We start from the raw sequence: 15,288 nt of genomic DNA, 5'->3' as shown, positions 1-15,288 counted from the left end.
GTGAGCGAACGCAGCCAACGCATCTGCAGCCTGAAGTATGACGGGTATTATTTATTGCCTGCTTTACGCTGTAACTGATCCCGCAAATTCGGCGGTGTGCCTTTAATGGTCAGGGTATCGGTCGCCGGATCCCAGAAAATGCGTTCGCCCATCAGCATGGCATCGAAGTTAATGCTCAGCCCGCCGCCGCTGCCGGAGAATTTGGTCAGCTGACGCAAGGTGCTGCGATCCGCCGGGAAGGTTTCTTCCAGCTGATAGCCCTGTTCCTGGGTAAATTCTTTGAATTTCTTATCATTCCATGGCGGCAGCTCTTCGGACAAATCATCCAGAGCGATTTCTTCGCCCGCCTGCAACTGCTCGTTACAGTAGGTATAAACCTGCTGACGGTAATTCTGACGCTCGTTCTTATCGAGCTGCGCTTCGGTACAGAAATCATCAACCGCCTGCAACAGGCCGCGGTTCTGTGCTTTGGTATCCAGACCTTCAGACGCGCCCAGGAAATCCATAAAGAAATCAGAAACTTTTCGCCCTACCCGGCCTTTGAGGAAAGTCAGGTAACGGGTAGATTCCGGATTGGTTTCCCATTCGGTCAGATCAATGCGCGCCACGATATCGGCATGATTGATATCGAGGTAATGAATGCTGCTGACATCCAGTTGCTCGTTGACGCGCATACTGCTGCGGCTGTTAAGCACCGCCACCAGTAAATATTCCACCGCCAGGAAGCGGTAATGACAAAACAGCACCACGCCGCCTTCGGCAAACGGGTATTTCGCCAGTTCATCACGCAAGCGGCCGGTCGCAGCGCGGCTGAATGGCAGGAAATCGTCGTCCCCTTTGCGGCAACTGCGCAACGCCACAGCCAGTTCGCTGTCTTCATTGAACAGACCGTAAGCTTTGCTTTTGGCGCTGTAGACGCGGTGCAGCTCGGCCATCATTTCATCAACGGCCGCATTCGGCGTCAGAAGCGTATCGCGCAGCACAACATCCAGCGTTTGCTCGTCACGTTTGTTCAACTGGTGCAGAGCAATCTGCTCAATATCCAGACTCATGGGGACTTTCTCCTGTGTGAATTGCAGCCGTGTAAGAAGGGTTTGCCTGCGGGGCGTATTCAAACACCGAAGCTCTAAAGCCGCAACCGCTCATACCTTAGAAATGGGGATTTAATGAGATAAAAACCCCAAAATAATTCGTGTTTCAGGAAGGCGGCAAACGAATAAATCCCGATGAGCTCACTCCGGTAAGTGATTCAGGTGACTGCGCACAGCCAACGCATCTGTAACCCGAAGTATGAAGGGGTTATAAAAATGCGGAAAGTAGGTCTGTGATCGGCTAAGATATTGGACTTTGTCAGATCAAGAAGCACAATACTCTATGGCACAATCATCCCGTTACAGTGACGAACACGTTGAACAGATCCTTTCCGAGCTGGCGACTGTTCTCGAAAAGCACCGCGCCCCGACAGACCTTTCTTTGATGGTTCTGGGCAATATGGTGACTAACCTTATTAATACCAGCGTCGCTCCTGCACAACGCAAAGCCTTGTCCCAGTCTTTTGCTAAAGCGTTGCAAGCGTCGATAAGAGAAGATAAAGCCCATTAATTCACAAACTGCCCAATACCTCTCATGGTGACAAATCGTCAGCGCTATCGCGAAAAAGTATCCCAGATGATCAGCTGGGGGCACTGGTTCGCCCTGTTTAATATCCTGCTCATTCTCGGGCTCGGCAGCCGCTACCTGTTTGTTTCAGACTGGCCTTCTTCTTTGCAAGGGCGTATTTACGCGCTGGTTAGCTGGCTTGGGCATTTCAGCTTTATCGGATTCTCTGCTTATTTGCTGATTATCTTCCCGCTGACCTTTGTGGTGATGTCGCAACGGCTGCTGCGGTTCTTGTCTGCCATTCTGGCGACCGCCGGACTGACACTGCTGCTGGTTGATACCGAGGTCTTTACCCGTTTCCATCTGCATATCAATCCGGTGGTGTGGGAACTGGTGGTTAACCCCGGACAAGGCGAAATGGCGCGAGACTGGCAGCTGATGTTTATTGCTGTGCCGGTCATTTTCCTGCTCGAAATGCTGTTTGGCACCTGGGCATGGCAGAAACTGCGCAGCCTGAACCGCCGTAATTTCGCCAAGCCGATTGTGGTGCTATTCATTGCCAGTTTCTTTGCGTCGCACCTGATGTATATCTGGGCGGATGCCAATTTCTATCGTCCGATCACCATGCAGCGCGCGAATCTTCCGCTCTCGTACCCGATGACGGCACGTAAATTCCTTGAGAAACACGGCCTGCTGAATGCCGAGGAATACCAGAAACGGCTGATCGAACAAGGGAATCCCGAAGCGCTGGCAGTGGAATATCCGCTGAACTCCATCAGCTTTGCGAAAACCGGTTCGAAATATAATTTGCTGATGATTGTGGTGGATGGTGTTCATACCGCCACGCTGGATAAAGATATGCCAGCGCTGAGTGATTTCGCCAATCATAACATCCGTTTTGACCAGCATTTCAGCTCCGGCAACCGTAATGATACCGGCCAGTTCGGCCTGTTCTACGGGATTTCCCCAAGCTATATGCAGGGCATTCTGGCGGCTCGCAAACCTTCTGCACTGGTGACGTCGCTGGAGCAACAGGGTTATGAATTTGGTCTGTTTGCCTCGGACGGCTTTAACAGCCCGTTGTACCGTCAGGCCTTGCTGACCGATTTCACCTTGCCACCGCCGGTTAAACAGTCCGATGGGCAAACCGTGAGTCAGTGGCAGCAGTGGCTGAACGTGCGGGGTAATGGCCCGTGGTTCTCTTACGTCAATCTGAACGGCATCAGCGCTGCGTTACGTCAGGACAGTGAAAGTGTGCCGACAGGTAACACTTTCATTCACCGCTATCAGGCCGGTGCCCTGAGCGTTGATGACCAGATCAAGTCCATCCTGCAATCGCTGAAAGACCGCGGTGAGCTGGATAAAACCGTTGTGGTGATCACGGCGTCTCACGGTATTGAATTCAACGAGAACGGCACCTGGGGTTCAGGCAATGCCATGAACCGCCGCCAGCTGCAGGTTCCACTGATCATTCACTGGCCGGGCACACCTGCGCAAAGCATCAATAAACTGACTGACCATGCGGATGTGATGACGACGCTGATGCAGCGTCTGTTGCACGTCACGACGTCCCCGGCGGATTATTCGCAGGGTGAAGATTTGTTTGCTGCCAAGCGTCGCCATAACTGGGTAACCACCAGCGATGACGGAACGCTTATCATCACGACACCAGAGCAGACGCTGGAACTGGAAAGCAACGGCGATTACCGCGCCTTTGATACCGACGGCAAACGGATTAAAGATCAGAAACCGGAGCTGGGTTTACTGCTTCAGGTGCTGACCGATGAAAAACGGTTCCTCGCGAACTGATTTCCCTGACATAAATGTAATATGAAGAAAGGCCTTCACCACGGTGAAGGCCTTTTGTTTTCTGAAAGCAGCCAATCAGGCGCGGATTTTCGCCCACCACATCCGCGCTTTCATTCCCCGGTAAGAGGTCCAGCCCGTTGTCGTGGCGATAACCTGCCCTTTATCAATAATGACAAACGTCGGGGTGACGCCGATATCCCATTGCGCCGACAAATCGCCACGTGAATCATTAACCACCGGCATCTGAATGCCCTTTCCTTGCAGATAACGCGCCAGCGCAGCGTTGTCACCCGAACGCAACGCCACGGTCAGGACGTTCTCTCCTTCTTCTGCCAGACGGGAAACTGAAGGTGTGGTCATTTTGCAGACGCCGCACCACGTTGCCCAGAAGTAGACCAGCAGCGGACGCTGCTGGCTTTGCTCGTCGAGCGTCAGGGACTGATTGCTGAGCGTCTGCAACGGCTGGCTGCCGAAACTGGCGGGAGCCTGCGGCGCACGCAGAAAATCCATTCCCAGCATCACCACCATAATCAGCACAATAAGAATCACACCTTCGCGCGCCCAGCGTTTAAGTCTGGTCATGTTTTGCCTTCGCCAGTTGTTCCTTCACGACTTTCTGCAAATCCTCATAAGAGATAGCACCTGCGATCAGCTGATCGCCAATAATCGTTGCCGGCGTGCCCTGAATCCCCAACACTTCGGCAATTTCCACATTGGTTTTCAGTTCAAGGTAACTGGCTGGCGTCACGCGTATAGGTTCCAGCCCGGCATATTTCACGGCCTCCAGTGCGCTGGCCTCATCGTGCTGCCCTTTTTTAGACATCAGGCGCTGATGCACGAGCAGAAACTTTTCCGGATGTTGTTCCCACACGGTCATCGCCGCACGACCGGCAATAATGGAACTCGCACCGCGGAAAGGCAGCAGTTTAATCACCACTTTTACGTCAGGATTTTCTTCCGCGACCTTTTCCAGCATCGGGTCAAACTGCTTACAATAAGGACAGTTGTAGTCAGTAAAAGACACGATCGTCAGCCGGGGATTTTTTGCGCCAAACCACGGTGAGGCCGGATTATTAAACAGGGTATCTTCCGGCGTCATCGCCAGAACAGCCGGTGAAATAACCATCATCATAATCAGCATTAATGTTTTCATTATCGGGCTCCACGGGCATCTTCCAGCCCCTGTAATACGGCATCACGGGTAAGCAACGGCGATAAAATTTCACCGGCAGGATTATGCGGACCATAAATTTGATTAAACGGCACGGCGACGCTGCCGCGTTTTTGCAGGAATTCATTGATCGGTTTTGACGGCAACGTCCAGTCACCGCGCAGTGCCACGACGTCGTTTTCCATCAGGGCTTTCTGCACGTCTTCACTCATCAGTACGTTGTATTTGTTGGCTTTACAGGTCACACACCAGTCGGCGGTAACATCCACAAAGACCACTTTTTTAGCCGCCAGCGCACTCTGAATCGCCTCTTCGGACAGCGGTTGCCAGGCAATATCATCGCGCAGCGGTTTGCCGCCAGCGCCTGAAAACTGCGTGACAATCACCATCGCGGCGCCTGCCATAAGTACGCCCGCACCAGCGGTCAACGCACAATTGCGCAGGCCATAGCGTCGCAGGGATAAGGCAAACAGCATCACCAGCAATACACCTGCCAGCACGGCGACAAACAACGCAGAGAAATGGTTTTGCATCAGGCTCAGCAACCAGAGACAGGCCGACAGCATCAGCGCGCCGAGGAAAAGCCGCAGCCGTAACATCCAGCGACCGGGACGCGGCAGGCACATCGCCAGCCCCGGCCATAAGGCAATCATCAGCCACGGCAGACTCATGCCGATGCCCAGCATCAGGAACAGTCCCCACAGCACCGGCAGCGGTGCGGCCAGTGCAAACGCCACCGCGGTGCCGAGAAACGGTGCCGAACAGGGCGTCGCCAGCAGCGTGGCAAACGCGCCTTCAGCGAAGTGTCCGCTGAGACCCGAACGCTGATGCGTCGCCAGACGTGTCGTCATCTTTGACGGCAGATTGATTTCAAATAATCCCAGCAGATTGGCGGTAAACACCGCCGTGACCAGCACCATCAGACTAATAAACCACGGATTCTGAAACTGAATGCCCCAGCCCAGCGTCTGATTTGTGTAACGGAGCAGCGTCATCAGCAAGGCCAGCGCCAGAAACGAGGTGATGATCCCGCCTGACGACGCCAGAAATTGCACGCGAATGCTTTTGCGGTTGCGCTGTTCCACCTGCAAAATACTGCCCAGTTTCATGCCCAGAACCGGCAGAACACAAGGCATAAGATTGAGGATGAAGCCCCCGGCCAGCGCCATCAGTGCCACCTGCCAGAGAGCGATACTGCCGGGCACGTCGGCTGGTAGCGCGCTCACGTCCAGGCTAATCTGCTGCGCCAGACCGTTGTCCGCCAATACAATACTCAGCGTTTTTCCGCTGATATCCTGTGCTTTATCGCCCCACTCGTCCGTCACCGGCAGCGTGAAAAGCGCCCGTTGCCCGTCCACTCTCACCACCGGTTTGCCCAGTGAACTGCCTTCCAGCGTATCGGTAAAGACCTGCGGATTTTGCCAGCCTTGCTCGCGGTGAGCGGTAATATGCAGTAACCCCGCGCGATAGCCCGCTGTCACGCTGTCCGCCAGACCTTCCGCAATCGGCACCTTGCCCATCGCGGCGGCGAACTGGCGCGCAAAATCTACGTTGCCTCCGGTCGAACTGAGATCCAGACTAAAAGGATAGTCGGTGAGAATGCACACGTTGCTGCACACCGGCAGCGTCAGCGTTCCGGCGATTGTGGCAGGCGCGCTGCCGCTGAGGGTGACGGGCAGCGTGACGTCATCGTGATAGCCCTGAGTTGTCATGCCCGCCACATCAAACCGTGCGGGCGTCGGCCAGAACCATTTAACCTGTTGCGCAGTGACCGGCTTTTGCCACTCTACCGACGGCGCAATACCGCCCTCGCCCGGCGAACGCCAGTAGGTTTTCCAGCCCTTTTCGAGGCTGACAGAAAGCAGCAGACGGGTTTCCTGCTCAGAAGAATCGGCGGACTGCGCCTGCAGGCGTACTTTTGCATGGGTATTTTGCGGGCTTTGCAGCCAGCCGGTATCAGCAGCATATCCGGTATGCAGCCAGAGCATCAGCAGGCAGCCAGCGGCCGCCCTGAATAAACTTCGCATAGATTTTCTCCAAAAATAAAATGTCACATCCTGATGAATAACAGGGGTGTTTTTATTCCCGGAGTTTTTATTCCCGAAATACACAGAGCCGCAAATGCACCCGCAGGCGCGGCACAGGGACGGCTTCCGGCACAAGCAGGCGGATCGCCGCCATATTGCCGCGCGACAAGAATGCCAGCAGCAGACTCAGCGCCAGAAACGCAAATTCTAATAGAAGAGGAGGAACAGAAAGCAGCGATTTACTGCTGAGCTCACAGGGAGTCGGGATTTTGTCGATTTCGGAAATCGTGGATGACGCCTGAGCCGTCGTCGTTTCCTGATGCAGGATCGAGGACAACGCATTCAGCCCGGCGATACGCTGTGTCATACACGTCAGTATGACCAGACAGGCCAGGCAAAAAAATATCAGTGCTGAACGCCGTTGTTTATCCACATTTCCCTCACAGACTGGCCGCCATTCTAACGGCCGCCCAAACATTCACAAGATGTATGAATCATGAATTACATGAATTTACGCTCAAAAATCTGTACTGCGTTCCCAGGTTCAGGCGAAAAATCACTAGAGCGGCCTGCGCGGATACTGTATATTTAGCCAGTTAATAAAATTATCTATAATGAGGAAAACCATGCGGGTTGAACTGATTTTTGACAAACGGAATGTCTCCGGCATCCCTAACGCCAGTGAAAAAATTGAAGCGGAACTGGTAAAACGCGTACACCGGATGTTCCCGGATGCGGAAGTTAAGGTAAAACCGATGCAGGCCAACGGGCTGAATACGCAAGGGGCCAGCAAGCAGGAACGTTCGCAATTAAACCAAATGCTGGAAGAAATGTTTGAAGAAGCGGACGAATGGCTGTCCGTCGAGTAAAAAAAGGTTTCGCCGTTGCACTTGCTTACAAAGAGCAATTGAAATAAACAATCCATCGCTATGGCTTAATATAAGATGTGCATGTATACGAAATTCATTATCTTTCAGAGCGATGAGCTGTATTTTTATCGGACACCGGCCGGCATCATTTGATGCGGTGAATGGGTTCTCCGGCGCCATCGCTTTTCGCTTCAAACGCGTCAATGACTTTGCGAAACTGCCATGCCACCGAGCTCAAAAAAATCCAGCGCCCAACCGCATTTTTACACCAAGCGCTTTGCGCTGATTTGTCTCGGCATCGTCTTTTGTCTGGCGCTCCTGCTTGGCCGCGTAGGCTATCTGCAACTTCTTAATCAGCCGATGCTGGAAAAAGAGGCCGATTCCCGCTCACTGCGCTCCAGCGTCATTCCTGCCGGACGTGGTACCATTGTTGACCGCAACGGACATCCGCTGGCACTGAGCGTCGCCTCCAAAGACATTATCGCTGACCCGTTCCGCGTGTTTGAATTGCACAGCGATCTGAACAGTCCGAAATGGCAATATCTGGCCTCTGCGCTGAATATGCCGCTTTCCCAGTTACAGCAAACCATCACCAGCGATCCGCAGCGCCGCTTTGTCTATCTTGGTCGCAAAATAGAAGAAGGCATTGCTGCCGATATCAGCCAGCTGCATCTGGGTGGCATCAGCACTCAGCTTGATGACAGCCGTTATTATCCGATGAGTGAAGCCGCAGCTAATCTGGTCGGCGTCGTCGGGACAGATAACGAAGGCCTGACAGGCGTGGAAAAAGGCTTTAACGCCCTGCTTCAGGGTAAACCAGGCATGCGCGAATACCGTCAGGATCGCCACGGTAATGTCATCGGTATTCTCAAAGAAGTCGCGCCACAACAGCCGCCGACCATTAATCTCAGTATCGACAGTTTTATGCAGTACGTATTGTATTCGCGGCTGCGCGATGGCGTGACACTCAACCAGGCAGAGTCCGGCGCAGCCGTTCTGGTGGATGTGAACACCGGTGAAATTTTAGGGATGGCGTCCTACCCTTCCTATAACCCGAACAATTACGCCGGCGTGCAGCCAAAAAACATGCGAAATGTGGCGATCAGCGACAGCTTCGAACCGGGTTCGACGGTAAAACCGCTGGTGGTAATGGCCGGTCTGAACCGCCATATGATCCGCCCAGATTCCGTTCTCGATACTCATCCCTACACCGTTAACGGGCACTTGATCCGCGACGTTGGCCACTGGCCGGCACTGACCATCACCGGTATTTTGCAAAAATCCAGTGACATTGCGGTATCGCACATCGCGCTGGCGATGCCTGCGAACGTGCTGGTTCAGCTTTACCAGTCATTCGGTTTGGGTAAAGCCACTGATTTAGGTATCGGTGGCGAGAGCAGCGGTTATTTCCCTGCGCACCGTGACCGCTGGGCAGATATCGAACGCGCAACTTTCTCATTCGGTTATGGCCTGCGCGTCACGCCACTGCAAATCGCCCGTGAATACGCCACGATTGGCGCGGAAGGCATTTACCGCCCGCTGTCGATTACCAAGGTAACACCGCCAGTGTTAGGCACCCGCGTAATGTCGGCTGACGTGGTCAGAACGGTCATTCATATGATGGAAAGTGACGCCCTGCCGGGAGGTTCCGGCCTCAGTGCGGCGGTGCCGGGATATCGTCTGGCGATTAAAACCGGTACAGCGGAAAAAATGGGGTCCAGTGGTAAATACGATGGCGGTTACATCAACTATACCGCCGGTGTAGCACCCGCCAGCAACCCGCGCGTGGCGCTGGTGGTGATGGTTAACAATCCGCAAGCCGGTAAACACTTCGGTGGTTCGGTTGCAGGGCCAATCTTCGGGCAAATCATGGGCGAAATTCTTAACCATATGAACATTGCTCCGGATGCACTGGTACCGGAAACACCGCCAACCACGGTCATAAATGGCGGTCAGAAAACCGATCTGGTGCGACGCCCGGCAACCGATGGTTAAACGAAACCTATAAAAATCGTTTTAAATTCCTGACAGGCTGGATCTCAGCGGAAGAAGCAGTTAACGTTCGCAAGAATTAATCGTTGGCTAATGATCCACGCTGGAGGAAGAGCGCAAGCTCTGTAAAAAGAATGAAACGGCTTCTTATCGTTTTTCTGATATTTGTTGTGGTGTGTCTGGCTGTAATTGCATTGAATATGCAGGGCAGCGGCCCGTGGTAACCCAATTTTATGCCCTGAACGGGGATGAAGGGAGAAACCACGTTGCCAACCGGTAAGAACTTTTACATCATCATTGTTCTTATCCTCGTCGGGATCGTTCTGGTTGACGACGGTATCGCCCGCCTGATTCACTGGATCCTGTTACGCTAAATGATGGCCCGTCAGAGTGCCAGAGCACTCCTTTTCAGCGGGCCATTTATGTCACTTCTGTTGTCATACACCTCAGAGCAACACCTGCCACGCCATCACGGCGAAGTCGTGTATAATAGCGATATTCAACCTTAAAACAGACTGGTTATGGCTCAAGATATTCATATCGCTATCGTCTGCGCACTCAGCAAATGGATTGAAGGCCATCTTGGTCGTGTCATCCACCTTGAAGAACTGGCTGAGTATTCAGGCTATTCGCTCTGGCACATGCAAAAATTGTTCAAAGAATCGACAGGCATTTCTCTGGGGAAGTACATCAGGGAACGTCGTCTGGCGAGTGCTGTTTATCAGCTGAGCAGCAGTGATACCCCGATTTTCGACATCGCGATGGATTTCGGCTTCGGCTCGCAGTCACACTTTACCTACATGTTCCGCAAGCGTTTCAATATCACGCCGCATGAATTCCGCCAGAATCCTGAAATCGAACTTGATGTTTCTCCCCCGCTGCATCTGATCCACCAGAAATCAGCCTGAGGCTGTCAGATCTCTTGCTTTTTGCCATAAAAAAACGCGGCCATCAGCGACCGCGTTCTTTTTACTGCTTGTTCTTTTGACTCAAATCTAAACGCTATTCTGTGTCTGAGAAAGGCACGCTTAGAACTGATACACCAGACCTACAGCGGTAACGTCATCGGTGTTGATACCGGCGTTATCGGTGAAGGTGCTGCTGTCGATCAGGTTGATTTTGTAGTCAACATAGGCCGACATATTTTTATTGAAGTAGTAAGTCGCACCCAGGTCGACAAATTTCACCAGATCCTGATCCTGGTAGTTGTTGCCCAGACGGTCGGAACCTAAATCTTTACCGCGAGTTTGGTTATAGGCCACGAACGGACGCAGACCGAAATCGAACTGATAGCTTGCGTAAGCTTCAAATGCCTGTGACTGGTTAGCATAACCGTAAGCTTCTGAATCGGTTGAACCGAAGCGGGAAGCGTTATAAGCCTGAGTAAACATGGCAGCAAGGTAAACGTTGTTAGCGTCATATTTCAGACCGCCGGTGTAGCCTTCCGCTTTTTTACCGTCGCCCATGATGCCCGGTGCACTATTTTGCTCATCAGTACGGTCAGAGTTGAAGAATGCACCTGCCACGCTGACGCCCGCGCCAATGTCGTAGCTCAGGGACATACCGTAACCGTCGCCGTTCTGAGTCAGCACATCACGTGTACCTGGCTCACCGCCGCCGCTGTCATTTTTGCCCTGATATTGCAGAGCAAAGTGCAGGCCATCCACCAGCCCGAAGAAGTTCTCGTTACGATACGTTGCAACGCCGTTGGTACGCTGATAAAGGAACTGGTCAGCGCCGTAGGTTGAACCATCGAACTCTGGCTGCAAGTCGGTCCAGGCGGCCACGTCATACATAACGCCGTTGTTACGACCGTAGTCGAAGGAACCCATGTCGCCGAATTTCAGACCGGCGAAACCGTAACGGGTAAAGGCGCGGTCGCCGTCATCAGAGCTTTCAGCCTGGTTAGCCTGAACCTGATATTCCCACTGGCCGTAACCGGTCAGCTGGTCAGTGATCTGAGTTTCGCCTTTGAAACCAAGACGGATATAGCTCTGATCGCCGTCAGAACCCTTGTCGTTAGAGAAGTAGTGCAAACCATCAACTAAACCGTACAGGTCGAGTTTATTACCATCTTTATTATAAACTTCTGCCGCACTTGCAGATCCTGCGACCACTAATGCAGGGATCATGAGTGAAAGAACGCGGAGTTTCATTTTTCTGTCCTCGATAGGTGTCGGACCGTGCCACTGAATGTAAAGTACACGTTTTTACTGATTTAAATCTGCTTAACGCTTGTTGGTATCTGTATAAAAGTTGGCCCGACATGGCAAATCCATTCTCTTGATATAAATACTTTTAATCCAGAAAGAAAATGATACGAAATTAGTTAATATATTTCTGAAGTATTTAAAGGTGTAACATTTTATTAATATCGGGTAAAATTAAACCTATGTTTAGATGTTAAAATAAAGCACGCAAAGCTAAATTAACCAATAATCCTTTAAAATCAGTTAATTATACAAAATGATTACCGCACTAACTGATAAAGCATCTATTCACCGATAATATATAATCATTCTCGCTATCATCATTATTTGTTATTTATTACCCTCATTCCCCGTTTTGTGGAAACAACAGCCGGCCCTTAGTGGTCGGTTTTTTTTTGTTTTGCAAAGAGATGATTACCGCCTGTGACATTCATCAATCATTATATTTTCCTGCTGAAATGTATTTCTCCATAATTACCTCACACTTTCTCCATCTTTGAGATTTTGATTTTCTTAATAGTTGATATCTAATCTCCTCAATTAATAAGGGATTTCAGGGTAATTATTAATCTTTATTATGCAGAGGCTTTGTTGGTCAGTAACGGTTCGGATCCGTTACTATAACCAAAGTCAGACCAATCCCGCTGATCGCGCAGGGGAAGAAAGGTAGACTTCGGGTGCCGCGCAAAACACCGTTTTTACTCACTAGCTCAGGGAACCTCATGCCACATCAGGACCAGCAAGACAACATTTCCAAAGCCAGAATGCTTCTGGCAACCCGCCGTTTTCTTAAACTCGACGAGTGGCTGTTGTCACAGATGCGTGGCTGGCAGAATCAGGGCGAAGGTCACAGCGATTACGGGCTGCTGATGCATCCGGCAACGTTGTTTACCGGCACAGAATCCCCCCCGCTCAACCCGCTGGAGATCCTCAGTGACTGGGCGCAGCAATGCCCGCAGAGCTATCATGCCCACGCTTTGCTGGGTATGGTCTGGCATGAAAATGCCTGGATTATCCGCCAGCCGCAGGAAGGTGAAGACGTCGCCGATCACCAGTGGCTGGGGGCACAGTTATGCTGTGATTACGCGGTACTGTCATTTTTACGTGCTATTGAACTGCACCCGCGCCCGACGCATGCCCTGCGCCACATGATGAATCTGAGCGGCGGTTTCGGGGAGCCTTACTGGCTGAAAGCGTTATTTGCCGGTGAAATCCCCAAACCTTTGCATGAAAAGTTTTCGATTCAGGGCAGTGAAATCTGGCTGGCGGGTGTCGCACACATTCACGCACTGGGATTCGAGCCCGCAACACACTGGCCGCAGATACTTCCCGCGGCGTTGCAACAAACCCGTAAAAATGATGAAGAAGCGCTGGATTACTGGCTGCGCATGGCGATGTCAGTCCGCCACGCCGACGTTGGCACCATGGAATCCTACCTTTTATTCCATTCTGCTTTCTGGGGCGGCAGTGACGCGCAACAGATGCAAATTATCGACAGTCCGCTGTGCGCAGAATTTAGTGAAGAAGAACGTAATCAGTTCCGCGCCAACGCGCTGTGCGATGCGCTTTCCGGTGATATCGCCGACAGAGAATCTCCTCAGGCGCTGGAACTCCAGTCGCGCTTAGCTGCATTACTGGCTCAACCGCTGGCGCCGGAAACGCGAGTCCGTCTGCTGGATCTGGCCGGGATCTGCATCGCCTACTGGCAGGACGACGATCAGGCTGGGCTGGCTGTCTATAACGATTTATTTGCTGTTTCACCACAGGCGATGCCCGGCCACGCCGCGCGGATGTTTATCTCCCGTGCCGTGCTGGCCAATGGCCATCAGGAAGGTTTACCGGTACTGACCCAGCTGCTGACCCGGGGTCTGAGTCAGGCAAATGATCCGGTACTGGTGGCGTTTGCCGCAACGGCATTGCAATCAGGCCTGTACGGATTACCGGCGCGTCCTGAATTATGTCAGGGGCTGATGGAACATGCGTGGTCGCTTATTCAGCAAGCGGGCGACGAACAACCGGTAAACGATCTGGTGACACTGGCGCACGACATGGCGATCAATGACGATCTGGACGCCGCACATTTTCTGATGACCGAAATGGCTCGCCACGGCAGCGCGATCCACTGCTACGAGTTGTACTTTTTTTACCGCAACGGCTGGCATCAGGATGTTCCTGAGCAGTATCACAACGACAGTAATGCGATGGACTGTGTGCTGAGTGCCGCCCGTTCAGGCATGGTGCCCGCTATGTTCACCTGCGCCAATGCGCTGCGTGAAGGGCTCGGTGGCGAACCCGATTATGAACAAGCCATGCACTGGTATCAGCGGGCGATGGACGCCGGACATTTATCCGCCGCCTATTTCCGTGCGAGTTGCGCGCTGGATAACGGTTCAGACGCCGAAAAGCGTCAGGCTGCCGAAGTCTGGCTGCCGGAAATTCTGCATAACGCGCAACATCCCAATCGCGCCGAAGCCGCTTATACGCTGGGCATGGCGTGGCTGACCGGTACCGGCGTGAAGAAAAACCGTTATACCGCCGATAAATTCATGGAATTCGTTCTCGAACTCAATCCTGAATCCGAAGCCGCGAAGCAGGTGCATGAAGACCTCAGCGGCTCGCTGCGGGCGCGGATGAATTTGTGGCAGGACAAGCGGAAAGCGGAGGTGGAAGATCCGGTAGCCATTTACCACACCGTTCATCATGCTGACCCGGAAACTTCTCTGGAAGATGTGCCGCAATCTGACAACAAGTAAAGCCCATCCCCTCCTGCAAAAGGTTATTGTGGTTTACAGCTTGTAAACCACAACATTAACCTTTATATTGTTCACAGGATGTGAACTCAGGAGTGCTATGCATGTTATAGCCAAAGAAGCATTCGACCGGGCGATGCGGCAGTATCCCAATGATAAAACCGCCTTGCTGGCAACCTATCGCGGGCTCAAAGAAGGCGACTTTCCGACGCCAGATTCCCTGAAATCCGTCTTTTCCAGCCTCGACAATTTCCGCTACCGGCCCAAATGGTGGGTTATGAACGTCGGCGGCAATAATCTTCGCCTCATTGCTTATATCAATTTCGTCAACAAGCGGGTGTATGTAAAACATATCGTCACTCATGCGCTTTACGACCAGTTGAACAAACATTACAGGACTTACACACAATGATTGCTGAAGCTATCGAAGCCAGTAAAGCGCTGGTTAAAGCGGTTCCTCTGCTGGGAGGAAGTACCAGCACAGCCGATTATAAAAGTGCGCTTGAGCTGATTGATTATCTGATTGAGCATGATGACGAAAACCCGCTAATCGAGTTTCTGAGTGCAAAGATTGAAAGCTATGAGCGCCAGCATACCGATTTCGCCCCCTTCAATCAGGCGTTGGAAAATCTCCCGCGCGGCGTGGAAGCACTTCGCCAGCTGATGAAGGATTACGGATTAAAGCAGAGTGATCTAAGAGAGGAAATCGGCGGAAAATCGCTGGTCAGTCAGATCCTGAGCGGTAAGCGTTCGCTGACTGTCGAACATATCCGGGCGCTGGCGGTGCGGTTTAATGTACCGACGAGTTTATTTATTGACTGAGGGTGGAAGCAGCAGAGGACAGCTCCCTCCCCTGCGAAG

General features: G+C 52.3%; 15 protein-coding genes. 9 read left to right on the top strand and 6 right to left on the bottom strand.

Annotated features, from left to right (window positions below; all coding sequences use genetic code 11):
• Positions 1–47: 47 nt before the first annotated feature.
• The gene (gene yejK / locus UC15_RS18440) at positions 48–1,052 is read right to left on the bottom strand and encodes a nucleoid-associated protein YejK (protein ID WP_112289980.1); all 1,005 of its coding nucleotides are present in this window, start codon (positions 1,050–1,052) and stop codon (positions 48–50) included.
• A 322-nt stretch (positions 1,053–1,374) separates the two neighbouring features.
• Here yejK and UC15_RS18435 point away from each other — a divergent pair, with 322 nt between their 5' ends.
• Positions 1,375–1,602: a YejL family protein gene (locus UC15_RS18435; protein ID WP_104921319.1), complete on the top strand. Its 228-nt coding sequence runs from the start codon at positions 1,375–1,377 to the stop codon at positions 1,600–1,602.
• 24 nt (positions 1,603–1,626) lie between these two features.
• Positions 1,627–3,408 carry an LPS biosynthesis-modulating metalloenzyme YejM gene (gene yejM, locus UC15_RS18430; protein ID WP_112289979.1) on the top strand — a complete coding sequence of 594 codons (1,782 nt, stop codon included), beginning with the start codon at positions 1,627–1,629 and terminating at the stop codon, positions 3,406–3,408.
• A 75-nt stretch (positions 3,409–3,483) separates the two neighbouring features.
• Here yejM and UC15_RS18425 read toward each other — a convergent pair whose 3' ends face one another.
• From UC15_RS18425 to UC15_RS18410, 4 genes are all read right to left on the bottom strand, one after another.
• Complete coding sequence (locus UC15_RS18425; RefSeq protein ID WP_112289977.1) at positions 3,484–3,990, bottom strand: protein disulfide oxidoreductase; 507 nt, start codon at positions 3,988–3,990, stop codon at positions 3,484–3,486.
• Positions 3,977–4,561 (bottom strand): DsbA family protein, encoded by a 585-nt coding sequence (locus UC15_RS18420; protein WP_112289975.1) that lies wholly within the window; start codon positions 4,559–4,561, stop codon positions 3,977–3,979. The genes UC15_RS18425 and UC15_RS18420 overlap by 14 nt, the downstream gene beginning before the upstream one ends.
• The gene (locus UC15_RS18415; RefSeq protein ID WP_112289974.1) at positions 4,561–6,606 is read right to left on the bottom strand and encodes a protein-disulfide reductase DsbD; all 2,046 of its coding nucleotides are present in this window, start codon (positions 6,604–6,606) and stop codon (positions 4,561–4,563) included. The genes UC15_RS18420 and UC15_RS18415 overlap by 1 nt, the downstream gene beginning before the upstream one ends.
• Before the next feature lie 67 nt (positions 6,607–6,673).
• Positions 6,674–7,039 carry a copper resistance protein gene (locus tag UC15_RS18410; RefSeq protein ID WP_112289972.1) on the bottom strand — a complete coding sequence of 122 codons (366 nt, stop codon included), beginning with the start codon at positions 7,037–7,039 and terminating at the stop codon, positions 6,674–6,676.
• A gap of 193 nt (positions 7,040–7,232) precedes the next feature.
• Between UC15_RS18410 and UC15_RS18405 the strand changes: the two genes are divergently transcribed.
• From UC15_RS18405 to UC15_RS18395, 4 genes are all read left to right on the top strand, one after another.
• Positions 7,233–7,475, top strand: coding sequence for a DinI family protein (locus UC15_RS18405; protein WP_112289970.1), 243 nt, complete (start codon positions 7,233–7,235; stop codon positions 7,473–7,475).
• Positions 7,476–7,697: 222 nt separating this feature from the next.
• Positions 7,698–9,470 carry a penicillin-binding transpeptidase domain-containing protein gene (locus UC15_RS18400; RefSeq protein WP_112289969.1) on the top strand — a complete coding sequence of 591 codons (1,773 nt, stop codon included), beginning with the start codon at positions 7,698–7,700 and terminating at the stop codon, positions 9,468–9,470.
• Positions 9,471–9,715: 245 nt separating this feature from the next.
• The gene (locus UC15_RS26190) at positions 9,716–9,841 is read left to right on the top strand and encodes a hypothetical protein (protein WP_255563977.1); all 126 of its coding nucleotides are present in this window, start codon (positions 9,716–9,718) and stop codon (positions 9,839–9,841) included.
• 147 nt (positions 9,842–9,988) lie between these two features.
• A complete protein-coding gene (locus tag UC15_RS18395; RefSeq protein WP_112289967.1) occupies positions 9,989–10,375 on the top strand; it encodes a helix-turn-helix domain-containing protein in 387 nt (128 codons plus the stop codon).
• A gap of 120 nt (positions 10,376–10,495) precedes the next feature.
• Here UC15_RS18395 and ompC read toward each other — a convergent pair whose 3' ends face one another.
• Positions 10,496–11,623, bottom strand: a complete 1,128-nt coding sequence (gene ompC / locus UC15_RS18390; RefSeq protein WP_112289966.1) for a porin OmpC — start codon at positions 11,621–11,623, stop codon at positions 10,496–10,498.
• A 776-nt stretch (positions 11,624–12,399) separates the two neighbouring features.
• Between ompC and UC15_RS18385 the strand changes: the two genes are divergently transcribed.
• The 3 genes from UC15_RS18385 (at position 12,400) to UC15_RS18375 (ending at position 15,249) form a co-directional block, all read left to right on the top strand.
• On the top strand, positions 12,400–14,430 hold the full coding sequence (locus UC15_RS18385; protein ID WP_232829940.1) for a DUF4034 domain-containing protein: 2,031 nt from the start codon (positions 12,400–12,402) through the stop codon (positions 14,428–14,430).
• A 97-nt stretch (positions 14,431–14,527) separates the two neighbouring features.
• Complete coding sequence (locus UC15_RS18380; RefSeq protein WP_112289964.1) at positions 14,528–14,839, top strand: type II toxin-antitoxin system HigB family toxin; 312 nt, start codon at positions 14,528–14,530, stop codon at positions 14,837–14,839.
• Complete coding sequence (locus tag UC15_RS18375) at positions 14,836–15,249, top strand: type II toxin-antitoxin system HigA family antitoxin (RefSeq protein ID WP_112289962.1); 414 nt, start codon at positions 14,836–14,838, stop codon at positions 15,247–15,249. The genes UC15_RS18380 and UC15_RS18375 overlap by 4 nt, the downstream gene beginning before the upstream one ends.
• The last annotated feature ends 39 nt before the right edge of the window (positions 15,250–15,288 follow it).

Origin of the sequence: Rahnella sp. AN3-3W3 (genome assembly GCF_003263545.1) — a bacterium.
GTDB classification, from domain to species: Bacteria; Pseudomonadota; Gammaproteobacteria; order Enterobacterales; family Enterobacteriaceae; genus Rahnella; species Rahnella variigena.
Note: the sequence above shows the minus strand (reverse complement) of the source record. Positions and strands in the feature narration are given on the sequence as shown.

Coding starts and splice junctions, on each gene's coding strand:
- yejK (WP_112289980.1), bottom strand. CDS start 1,052: ATGAGTCTGGATATTGAGCAGATTGCTCTGCACCAGTTGAACAAACGT.
- UC15_RS18435 (WP_104921319.1), top strand. CDS start 1,375: ATGGCACAATCATCCCGTTACAGTGACGAACACGTTGAACAGATCCTT.
- yejM (WP_112289979.1), top strand. CDS start 1,627: ATGGTGACAAATCGTCAGCGCTATCGCGAAAAAGTATCCCAGATGATC.
- UC15_RS18425 (WP_112289977.1), bottom strand. CDS start 3,990: ATGACCAGACTTAAACGCTGGGCGCGCGAAGGTGTGATTCTTATTGTG.
- UC15_RS18420 (WP_112289975.1), bottom strand. CDS start 4,561: ATGAAAACATTAATGCTGATTATGATGATGGTTATTTCACCGGCTGTT.
- UC15_RS18415 (WP_112289974.1), bottom strand. CDS start 6,606: ATGCGAAGTTTATTCAGGGCGGCCGCTGGCTGCCTGCTGATGCTCTGG.
- UC15_RS18405 (WP_112289970.1), top strand. CDS start 7,233: ATGCGGGTTGAACTGATTTTTGACAAACGGAATGTCTCCGGCATCCCT.
- UC15_RS18400 (WP_112289969.1), top strand. CDS start 7,698: ATGCCACCGAGCTCAAAAAAATCCAGCGCCCAACCGCATTTTTACACC.
- UC15_RS26190 (WP_255563977.1), top strand. CDS start 9,716: ATGAAGGGAGAAACCACGTTGCCAACCGGTAAGAACTTTTACATCATC.
- UC15_RS18395 (WP_112289967.1), top strand. CDS start 9,989: ATGGCTCAAGATATTCATATCGCTATCGTCTGCGCACTCAGCAAATGG.
- ompC (WP_112289966.1), bottom strand. CDS start 11,623: ATGAAACTCCGCGTTCTTTCACTCATGATCCCTGCATTAGTGGTCGCA.
- UC15_RS18385 (WP_232829940.1), top strand. CDS start 12,400: ATGCCACATCAGGACCAGCAAGACAACATTTCCAAAGCCAGAATGCTT.
- UC15_RS18380 (WP_112289964.1), top strand. CDS start 14,528: ATGCATGTTATAGCCAAAGAAGCATTCGACCGGGCGATGCGGCAGTAT.
- UC15_RS18375 (WP_112289962.1), top strand. CDS start 14,836: ATGATTGCTGAAGCTATCGAAGCCAGTAAAGCGCTGGTTAAAGCGGTT.